Consider the following 9,183-nt stretch of genomic DNA (forward strand, 5'->3'; position numbering starts at 1 on the left):
ACCGCAGACCCCGCCCGGGGCCAGGCTCCATCGCGAGCACGCACGACCTCGATCGGCTGGGGTGTGTGGGTTTTGGGGCGTTAGACGACGCAAAACCCACACACCGCCGCAAACCCTCCACAGTCACTCTTTCGTGGCCAAGGCTGAAGCGGGCCAAGGTCGCCCAGCACGACATGACACCTTTGCCCTTCCGCCCAATAGAACCGGCCGTACCACTCACGACCCTCGGTCAGCCAAGCGGGTCAGCAGGGCGGCAGGACGTTGGTCTCGTCGTAGATGTACTGGTCGCGCACGAAACCGCGGGCGCCGTTGTCGGCCGTGGTGAAGTCCCAGCGGTTCGGGTGCGGGGCCCCGCCGCCGTTGGGGTCGCCCTCGTAGCGGCAGGTGAACCAGTTGTACTCGCCGTAGAGGTAACCGACGACCTTTCCGGCCCACTCGACGGGGATGTTGGGCCGGTTGTAGCACCAGAAGTGCCCGTTGCCCCATGAGCACGGTGGCGCTTCGACGCCGGCGGCCGTCGCCGAAGCGGCGGGTGCGCCTGCCAGCATGATCGACCCCGCGACGCCGAGTGCGCCCGCGGCGGCGATGATCTTGTTCTTCACAAGCTTCTCCCAGTGGTCGTACGGCGGCGAAAATCGCCGCCGGCTAGGGAGATGTGTAGCCGCGAAACGTTGTCCGGTGTCGCTCGCCGGGTACCGGACGTCAACCTCCGGACAACCGATCAGTACTCAGGAGTTCTTGAGCTCGCGTGCGATGACCAGGCGCTGGATCTGGTTCGTGCCCTCGAAAATCTGCGGCACCTTCGCCTCGCGCATGTAGCGCTCGACCGGGAAGTCCTTGGTGTAGCCCGCACCGCCGAGCACCTGGACCGCGTCCGTGGTCACCTTCATCGCGCCGTCCGTCGCGACCAGCTTCGCGATCGAGGCCTGGCGCTGGAACGGCATGCCGCGGTCGCGGCGGCGTGCCGCGTCCAGGTACATCGCGCGTGATGACTCGACCGTGGCCGCCATGTCGGCGAGCAGGAATTCCAGGCCCTGGAATTCGATGATCGGCCTGCCGAACTGGGTGCGCCCTTTCGCGTACTCGACGGCCTCGTCCAGCGCCGCCTGCGCGAGCCCGACGGCGCACGCCGCGATGCCCAACCGGCCCGAACTGAGCGAGGACAAAGCGAGCTTCAGTCCGTCACCTTCGTTGCCAATAAGTCGGTTCGACGCCACGCGCGCGTCCTCGAAACGGAGCTGCGCGGTGGTCGACGCGGTGAGGCCCATCTTCTGCTCGGGCTCGGCCGCGGACAGGCCGGGCGTCTTGCCGTCGACCAGCAGGCAGGAGATGCCGCGGCCGCCGTTGTCGCTGGTCCTGACCATGGTCGTGTAGAAATCGGCCTCGCCGGCGTGCGTGATCCAGGCCTTGGTGCCGTTGATGACGTAGTCCGAGCCGTCGAGTACCGCCTTGGTCGACAGCGCGGCCGCGTCCGAGCCCGCGTGCATCTCCGAAAGGGCGTACGCGCCGAGCAGGTCGCCGTCGAGCATCTGGGGGAGCCAGCGGTCGCGCTGCTCGTCCGTGCCGTGGTGGGCGAGCGCGTAGCAGGACATCGTGTGCACCGACATGCCGACGCCGACGGACATCCACGCGGCCGCGATCTCCTCGAGAACCTGCAGGTAGACCTCATAGGAGACCTCGCCGCCGCCCCAGTTCGCGGAGTACGGCAGCCCCAGCAGGCCCGACTTCCCGAGCAGCCGGAACTGCTCGCGGGGGAACCGGTCGGCCTTCTCGTACTCCGAGGCGACCGGCGCCAGCTCGGCCCGCGCGATGTCCGCGGCCAGCGCGACGAGGTCCCGCGCTTCGGTCGTGGGGAGCAGACGTTCGGCGGGCATGGCTTCCTCCCAGAAGTGGTACTGAAAGCAGTACTGTAGGCCCGTTCAGAGTACAGTAACGCTCTGGGCCGCGTAAGGGATAGTGATCTGATGGGACGACAGCCGACAGCCCGGCAGCGGGCACTTCTGAGTGAGCTCGAGGACCTGTTCCTCGCCGAGGGCTTCGCCCAGTTCACCCTAGATGACCTGGCGGGCAAGCTCCGCTGCTCGAAGTCGACCCTCTACGCGCTCGCGCCGTCCAAGGAGCAGCTCTCGGTGAAGGTCGTCGCCCACTTTTTCAAGGGCGCCGCCGAGCAGATCGAGGCCAGGATCGCGCCGCTGGAAGACGCCCGCGAAATCATCGGTGAGTACTTCGCCGGTGTTTCGGAATACCTGAAACGGGCCTCTGCCGCTTTCATGGCGGACATCGCGGAATTCCCGCCGGCGCGCGCGACCTATGAAATGAACAGCCGGGCGGCCGCGGGACGGATCAGGGCGTTCATCGCCAAAGGTGTCCAGGACGGTGTGTTCCGTGACGTCCACGCGCGGCTCGTCGCCGAGATGGCCGGGTTGATCATCGAGGGCATCCAGAACGGGGTCGTCGGCCAGCGGACCGGGGTCACCGACGCCGAGGCGTTCACGGCGCTGTCGGAATTGCTGCTCGACGGACTAACATCGCGCCCGTGATTGTCGTAGGTGGAGAGGCGCTCGTCGACCTCGTACCCGGTGAACCATTGGATTCCACTGTGGACGGAGGGCTGCGCGCGCTGCTGCCGCGCCTCGGCGGTGGTCCGTACAACGTCGCGCTGGCGGCGGGCAGGCTCGGCGTGCCGTCGGCCTTTTTGAGCCGGGTGTCCGATGACAGGTTCGGACAAGCGCTGATCAAGCGGCTGCACGAGTCCGGTGTGGACACCTCGCTGGTGCAGCGCGGCGCCGAGCCGACGACGCTCGCCGTGGTCGCGCTGGACGAAAAGGGCTCCGCGCACTACACGTTCTACACCGAGGGCACCGCCGACCGGCTCGTCGCCGATCCCGGCCCGCTCGAAGACGTCACCATGCTGTGCCTCGGCACCCTCGGCATGGTCCTGGAGCCCGGCGCGAGCGTGTACGAGACGATGCTGCGCCGCGAGTCCGCCCGCGGTGTGCTGACCGCGCTCGACCCGAACATCCGGGCCGCGCTGATCGACGACCCCGCCGCCTACCGCGCGCGGTTCGCGTCCTGGCTGCCGCACGTCCGGCTGCTCAAGCTGTCCGACGACGACGCCGAGTGGCTCGCCGACGGCAAGGACGCTGTCGAGGCCGCCAAGGAGTGGGTCGCGGCCGGGGTGGACGCGGTCGTGCTGACCCGCGGCGCCGACGGGCTGGCCGTGATCACCGCCGAGGGTGAGCTCGCCGAGGTGCCGTCGGAGCGGGTCGAGGTGGTCGACACGATCGGCGCAGGTGACACAGTCCAAGGGGCGTTGCTCACATATCTGCACGAGCGCCGAATCCGCGATCTGACGAAAATGGACGCGGAAATGTGGCGTGCGGCACTCGCTTTCGCGGCGAAAGCGGCGTCGATCACGGTTTCCCGCAGTGGCGCGGAACCGCCGACGGCCGAAGAAATGGTGTCGGCTGTGTGAACCTTGTCCCAAAGCGCCTGCTCTGGCCAACCCAGCCGCTGCGCGGTGACCCCTTCCTCGACTAGCGTGGAGGGATACATCAGACAATCGTGAGAGGGACTTGCATGTCCGACGCGACGACTGCGGGGCAGTCCGGCGGCGAGACCGTCGCGCTAAGGCTGCCGAGCGGCGAACACGAGCTCAAGGTGGTCCACCCGGTCGAGGGCGCGCCCGGGATCGAGCTGGGCAAGTTGCTGGCGTCGACCGGGTACATCACCCTGGACCCCGGCTTCGTCAACACCGGTGCGGCGTCTTCGGCCATCACCTACATCGACGGTGACGCGGGCATCCTCCGCTACCGCGGCTACCCGATCGAGCAGCTGGCGCAGAAGTCGACCTTCATCGAGGTTTCGTACCTGCTGATCTACGGCGAGCTGCCGACCGAGGCCCAGCTGACCGAGTTCACCGAGAAGATCCAGCGGCACACCCTGCTGCACGAAGACCTCAAGGCCTTCTTCGGCGGCTTCCCGCGCGACGCGCACCCGATGCCGGTGCTCTCGAGCGCGGTTTCGGCGCTGTCGACCTTCTACCAGGACTCGCTGAACCCGTTCGACGAACCCAACGTCGAGCTGTCGACCATCCGCCTGCTGGCGAAGGTCCCGACGCTGGCCGCGTACGCCTACAAGAAGTCGATCGGCCAGCCGTTCCTCTACCCGGACAACTCGCTCGGCCTGGTCGAGAACTTCCTGCGGATGACCTTCGGGCTGCCCGCCGAGCCCTACGACGTCGACCCCGAGGTCGCCAAGGCGCTCGACCTGCTGTTCATCCTGCACGCCGACCACGAGCAGAACTGCTCCACGTCGACCGTGCGGCTGGTCGGCTCGTCCGAGGCGAACCTGTTCGCCAGCGTTTCGGCCGGCATCAACGCGCTGTTCGGCCCGCTGCACGGTGGCGCCAACTCGGCCGTGCTCGACATGCTCGAGGGCATCAAGAACGACGGCGGTGACGTCGAGAACTTCGTCAACCGCGTGAAGAACAAGGAACAAGGCGTGAAGCTGATGGGCTTCGGGCACCGGGTCTACAAGAACTACGACCCGCGCGCGAAGATCATCAAGAACACCGCCGACGAGATCCTGTCGAAGCTCAAGGGCGGCGACCAGCTGCTCGACATCGCCAAGAAGCTCGAAGAGACGGCGCTGCACGACGACTACTTCGTCGAGCGGAAGCTGTACCCGAACGTCGACTTCTACACCGGCCTGATCTACCGGGCGCTCGGCTTCCCGACGAAGTACTTCACGGTGCTGTTCGCGCTGGGCCGTCTCCCCGGCTGGATCGCGCACTGGCGCGAGATGATCAACGACCCGGCGAACAAGATCGGCCGTCCTCGCCAGATCTACACCGGCGAGAAGGCCCGGGACTACACCGGCATTTCGGAGCGTTAAAGCGCAAAGCCCGCTTAACTCCAGGTTCGTGACTGGAGTTAAGCGGGCTTTATGCTGTCCGGGTACCGTTTGTGGATGCCCAGCGTTCTCTGGTTCCGCCGCGACCTGCGTCTCGCCGATCATCCCGCGCTCTGCGCCGCGGCCGCCCAAGGCGAGGTACTGGCGCTGTACGTATTGGACGAGGCGCTGCTCAAACCGTCGGGGAAACCGCGGCTGGCGTTCATGTACGGCTGCCTCGAAGCGCTCGATGAGCAGCTCGGCGGTCGCCTGATGATCGTCAAGGGCGCCCCGGCGACCGAAGTCCTCAAGGCCGCCCGGTCCGTCGGCGCGACCGAGGTCCACGTCAGCACCGACTGCGCGCCCTACGGCCGCGAGCGAGACACTCAAGTCGCGAATGTGTTGGCGGAGAACGGAATCGACTGGGTCGAGACCGGCTCGCCGTACGCGATCACGCCCGGCCGGATCACCAAGGCCGACGGCGACCCGTACAAGGTGTACACCCCGTTCTATCGCGCCTGGGTGCGCCATTCCTGGCCCAACCCGGCGAAGAAGACCACAGTGGACTGGATCGAGCCGAAGAAATCGCTCAAGATCCCGAAAGCCCCGTCGCTGGGGGAAATGGTGCTACCCGAACCGGGTGAGAAGGCCGCACTCAAGCTCTGGCGCGATTTCCTCGATTCCGGTGCGAACTACGCCGAACAACGCGATCGGCCGGATCTTCCCGGAACCACCAGGCTCTCCCCGTATTTGCGCTGGGGCTGCATCCATCCGCGCACCATTCTCAAAGACCTCGACGACGAAACACTGCGCGGCGAGATCGCCTGGCGGGATTTCCACGCGGATGTGTTGTGGCACAACCCGAAGGCCGCGCGCTGGAATCTCGACAAGCGCTTCGACTCGATCCGCCACGAGGACGACAAGGCCGCGTTCGAGTTGTGGTGCCAGGGAAAGACCGGCTTCCCGATCGTCGACGCCGGCATGCGGCAGCTGCTCGCCGAGGGCTGGATGCACAACCGGGTGCGGATGATCGTCGCGAGCTTCCTGGTCAAGGATCTGCACCTGCCGTGGCAGTGGGGCGCCCGGCATTTCATGCGGCATCTGGTCGATGGCGACCTCGCGTCGAACCAGCTCAACTGGCAGTGGGTCGCGGGCTCCGGCTCGGACGCGGCGCCGTACTTCCGCGTCTTCAACCCGGCCACCCAAGGCAAGAAGTTCGACCCCAAGGGCGACTACGCGCGCCGCTATCTCCTCGAAAACGAGAACTACCCGGCGCCCATGGTCGACCATGCCCATGAGCGCCAGGTGGCTCTCGAACGCTACGGCGAGATCACCGGTTCTTGAGCGCGTCCATCAGCTTCACCCTGCTGCCGGTGCGCAGGATCGAGTTCTGGTAGATCTTCGCGCCCAGCCAGGTGAACAGCGCGACCGCGAGCAGCGTCAGTGTGAGCGACGCGGCGATCTCCCAGAGCGCGGCCGTGCCCGCCGCGATCCGGCCAGGCATCAGAATCGGCGAGAGCAGCGGGATCAGCGAGGCGATCTTGATGGCCTGCCCGTCCGGCGCCGAGGTCATCAGGTTGAGCCCGATGACGAAGCCCATGATGAGCACGAGGTTCACCGGACCGATCACGGCCTGTGTGTCCTCCTGGCGTGACACCAGTGAGCCGGCGGCGCCGTACAGCGTGGCGTAGAGCAGGAAGCCGAGCAGATACCAGATCACGCCCCAGATCAGCGCGCCCGTGGCGACCCCGGACAGCGTGAGCACACCGGTCGCGAGCCCGCCGACCACGCCGACCCCGGCGAGGATGACCAGCTGGGTGAGCCCGACGATGCCGAGGCCGATCACCTTGCCCAGCAGCAGATGCCACGGCCGCACGGTCGACAGCAGGATCTCCACCACCCGGCTGGCCTTCTCCTCGACCACGCCTTGCGCCACCATCACGCCGTAGGTGAACAGCGTGATGTACAACAGGATCGCCACGATCGCGCCGATGGCGAGCCGCTGCGCGCGGTCCGGATCGGCCGGTTCGAGCTCGGTCACCGCCACCCGGGTGGTGGCGACCGAAGCCAGCACCTGGCCGGGGTCGAGGCCCGCCTCGGACAGCTTGCCGTTGAGCACCTCCTGCTGGGAGATGCGGTCCAGCACACCGCGCAGCTTGTCGTCCAATGTGGACTTGACGAGTACGCGAAGCTCGGCCGCGGTGCCGGACAGCAGCGCGTCCACGTCACCGCTTTGGACCTGCGCCTTGCCTTCATCGGCCGAGGGGAACTGCCTGGTGACGATCTTCAGCCCGGCCTGCTCACCGAGCTTGGTGAGCTGCTCGCTGACACCGGTGGTCTGGCCGGTGAGGCCGACCGTGTTCTTGCCCGTCGAGTCGCTGATCCAGGCCTGCACGGCGAGGAAACCGAGCATCGCCACCAGCAGCGCCGCGGTGCCGACCACGAAGGACCGGGTGCGCAGCCTGGTGTTGAGCTCCCGCTTGGCGATCAACCAGACCGCCCGCCACGGCGTGACCGTGCTCATGCCTTCGCCCCCGTCGTGACCGCGTCCCTGAACAGATCCGTGAGCGACCGGCGCTGACGGCTGAACTCCGTCACCGGCCCGGCGCCCAGCGCCGCCGCGAGCACCGACTGGTCGTCGACGCCGTCGTCGAGCTCGACCACCGTGCGCGTCCCGTTCTCCGACAGCACCCGCACCCCGGCCAGGCCACTCGCCCAGCCGCGCGTCGCGCCGACGACGAGCTTGGTGCCCGCGTGCGCGGTGAGTTCGTCGACCGTGCCGGTGGCGACCATCCGCCCGTTCCTGATGATCCCCACCCGGTCGCACAGCCGCTCGACCAGGTCGAGCTGATGGCTGGAGAACACCACCGGCACCCCTTCGGAAGCCTTGTGCCGCAGCACTTCGCTCATCACGTCGACCGCGATCGGGTCCAGCCCGGAGAACGGCTCGTCGAGCACCAGCACCGCCGGGTCGTGCACCAGCGCGGCGGCCAGCTGCACCCGCTGCTGGTTGCCGAGGCTGAGCTTCTGGATCTCGTCCTTGCGCCGCCCGGCCAGCCCGAGCCTGACGATCCAGTTCTCCGCGCTGCGGTGTGCCTCGTTCGTGCCCATCCCGTGCAGCTCGGCGAGGAAGACGAGGTGGTCGAGCACCTTCATCTTCGGGTAGAGGCCGCGTTCCTCCGGCATGTAGCCGATGTGGGTCCTGGTCTCGTGCGTGATCGGCAGATCGTTGAACCACACGTCGCCGCTGTCCGGGGTGAGCACGCCGAGCGCGATCCGCATGGTCGTGGTCTTGCCGGCGCCGTTGCTGCCGACGAAGCCGAACAGTTCACCGCCGCGCACGTCGAAGGTGACGCCGTCGAGCGCGGTCACCTTGCCGTAGCGTTTCGAGATTCCGCGTATTTCCAGCGTGTTCGTCATCGGTCAGCCCCCTCCGCGAAGTCCTCGGGATCGTCGTCCGGCAGTGTCCAGGCCAGCACCACGGTGGGCATCAGGGTGCCGACCGTCAGCAACGCCATCATCATCAACGTCGCCCGGAAGCCCGCCTCCGGCTCCTTCGAGATCACGATGCCGTACATGATCCCGACCAGCATGAGCCCGACCAGGATCTGGTAGCCGATATAGGTGACGCGATGACGCCAAGCGCGTTCGCGCTCGTCGAGCATGGTCGAGAAGCCGCCGCTCATCTTGCCCGTGAGTATGCGCAGCAGGTAGTACGGCACACCGGCGAGCAGGCAACCGCCGAACCAAAACCCGAAGAACACCCAATCGGGGAAGTTCTCGATCTGCGCGGCGCCGATGATCAGCAGCACGCTGCCTGCCAGCACGAACCAGGACAGCAGCTTGCGTACCCGCCGGGTACGCCACCGCGGCATCCGCTGGGCGCGCTCCCGCTCCATCCGGTCGAGCCGCTCCTGTTGTGCTTCCCAGAAACGTTGTAGTGCGGTCATTTGCCCCCCTCTCGATAGACCTGCGTCGACAGCGGGGTGAACGGCTCCCTGCTGAACACCGCCTCGACCGGCAGGTCGAACACCGAGCACAGCCGGAACGCCAGGTCCAGGCTCGGATAGTGATCACCGCGCTCCAGCGCGCCGATCGTCTGCGGGTTGACCTCGACCGCTTCGGCCAGTGCCGCGCGGCTCAGTCCCCGCTCTGCTCGGAGTACTTGGAGCCGGTTGTGGATCGGCAGCTCTTTGCCGCGTTTCACCGGACTCATGCAACCAACTGTTGCAAAAACCCAACGACTCGTCAAGTTTTAGGGGTCGTGCGCGTTGCGGGCGGTTCTAACCG

10 protein-coding genes are annotated in these 9,183 nt (G+C 66.9%); 4 read left to right on the forward strand and 6 right to left on the reverse strand.

The genetic code is table 11. From position 1 onward, the window contains the following. Positions 1-242: 242 nt before the first annotated feature. Both ACFV15_RS46815 and ACFV15_RS46820 read right to left on the reverse strand, forming a co-directional pair. Positions 243-602 carry a hypothetical protein gene (locus tag ACFV15_RS46815; protein ID WP_378359824.1) on the reverse strand — a complete coding sequence of 120 codons (360 nt, stop codon included), beginning with the start codon at positions 600-602 and terminating at the stop codon, positions 243-245. A gap of 126 nt (positions 603-728) precedes the next feature. Then, positions 729-1,874 (reverse strand): acyl-CoA dehydrogenase family protein, encoded by a 1,146-nt coding sequence (locus ACFV15_RS46820; RefSeq protein WP_378359826.1) that lies wholly within the window; start codon positions 1,872-1,874, stop codon positions 729-731. A gap of 90 nt (positions 1,875-1,964) precedes the next feature. Here ACFV15_RS46820 and ACFV15_RS46825 point away from each other — a divergent pair, with 90 nt between their 5' ends. The 4 genes from ACFV15_RS46825 (at position 1,965) to ACFV15_RS46840 (ending at position 6,237) form a co-directional block, all read left to right on the forward strand. Further along, positions 1,965-2,540 carry a TetR/AcrR family transcriptional regulator gene (locus ACFV15_RS46825; protein ID WP_378359827.1) on the forward strand — a complete coding sequence of 192 codons (576 nt, stop codon included), beginning with the start codon at positions 1,965-1,967 and terminating at the stop codon, positions 2,538-2,540. Further along, complete coding sequence (locus ACFV15_RS46830; RefSeq protein WP_378359828.1) at positions 2,537-3,475, forward strand: carbohydrate kinase; 939 nt, start codon at positions 2,537-2,539, stop codon at positions 3,473-3,475. Before ACFV15_RS46825 ends, ACFV15_RS46830 begins: the two co-directional genes overlap by 4 nt. 104 nt (positions 3,476-3,579) lie before the next feature. Beyond that, positions 3,580-4,896: a citrate synthase gene (locus tag ACFV15_RS46835; protein ID WP_378359829.1), complete on the forward strand. Its 1,317-nt coding sequence runs from the start codon at positions 3,580-3,582 to the stop codon at positions 4,894-4,896. A gap of 75 nt (positions 4,897-4,971) precedes the next feature. Continuing rightward, entirely contained in the window at positions 4,972-6,237 is a 1,266-nt protein-coding gene (locus ACFV15_RS46840) for a cryptochrome/photolyase family protein (protein ID WP_378359830.1), read from the forward strand. Here the strand turns inward: ACFV15_RS46840 and ACFV15_RS46845 are convergent. The 4 genes from ACFV15_RS46845 to ACFV15_RS46860 are packed head-to-tail and all read right to left on the reverse strand — an operon-like array spanning position 6,224 to position 9,109. Beyond that, complete coding sequence (locus tag ACFV15_RS46845; protein ID WP_378359832.1) at positions 6,224-7,417, reverse strand: ABC transporter permease; 1,194 nt, start codon at positions 7,415-7,417, stop codon at positions 6,224-6,226. The genes ACFV15_RS46840 and ACFV15_RS46845 overlap by 14 nt on opposite strands. Continuing rightward, a complete protein-coding gene (locus ACFV15_RS46850; protein WP_378359834.1) occupies positions 7,414-8,313 on the reverse strand; it encodes an ABC transporter ATP-binding protein in 900 nt (299 codons plus the stop codon). Before ACFV15_RS46850 ends, ACFV15_RS46845 begins: the two co-directional genes overlap by 4 nt. Continuing rightward, complete coding sequence (locus ACFV15_RS46855; protein ID WP_378359836.1) at positions 8,310-8,843, reverse strand: hypothetical protein; 534 nt, start codon at positions 8,841-8,843, stop codon at positions 8,310-8,312. Before ACFV15_RS46855 ends, ACFV15_RS46850 begins: the two co-directional genes overlap by 4 nt. Next, positions 8,840-9,109: a helix-turn-helix transcriptional regulator gene (locus ACFV15_RS46860; protein ID WP_378359838.1), complete on the reverse strand. Its 270-nt coding sequence runs from the start codon at positions 9,107-9,109 to the stop codon at positions 8,840-8,842. The genes ACFV15_RS46855 and ACFV15_RS46860 overlap by 4 nt, the downstream gene beginning before the upstream one ends. Between the last annotated feature and the right edge of the window lie 74 nt (positions 9,110-9,183).

This window comes from Amycolatopsis sp. NPDC059657 (genome assembly GCF_042734395.1).
In the GTDB taxonomy this organism is placed as follows: domain Bacteria; phylum Actinomycetota; class Actinomycetes; order Mycobacteriales; family Pseudonocardiaceae; genus Amycolatopsis.

Excerpts from the sequence above, each read along its gene's own strand:
- ACFV15_RS46820 (WP_378359826.1), bottom strand. The coding sequence starts at position 1,874 with ATGCCCGCCGAACGTCTGCTCCCCACGACCGAAGCGCGGGACCTCGTC.
- ACFV15_RS46825 (WP_378359827.1), top strand. The coding sequence starts at position 1,965 with ATGGGACGACAGCCGACAGCCCGGCAGCGGGCACTTCTGAGTGAGCTC.
- ACFV15_RS46835 (WP_378359829.1), top strand. The coding sequence starts at position 3,580 with ATGTCCGACGCGACGACTGCGGGGCAGTCCGGCGGCGAGACCGTCGCG.
- ACFV15_RS46840 (WP_378359830.1), top strand. The coding sequence starts at position 4,972 with ATGCCCAGCGTTCTCTGGTTCCGCCGCGACCTGCGTCTCGCCGATCAT.
- ACFV15_RS46845 (WP_378359832.1), bottom strand. The coding sequence starts at position 7,417 with ATGAGCACGGTCACGCCGTGGCGGGCGGTCTGGTTGATCGCCAAGCGG.
- ACFV15_RS46850 (WP_378359834.1), bottom strand. The coding sequence starts at position 8,313 with ATGACGAACACGCTGGAAATACGCGGAATCTCGAAACGCTACGGCAAG.
- ACFV15_RS46855 (WP_378359836.1), bottom strand. The coding sequence starts at position 8,843 with ATGACCGCACTACAACGTTTCTGGGAAGCACAACAGGAGCGGCTCGAC.
- ACFV15_RS46860 (WP_378359838.1), bottom strand. The coding sequence starts at position 9,109 with ATGAGTCCGGTGAAACGCGGCAAAGAGCTGCCGATCCACAACCGGCTC.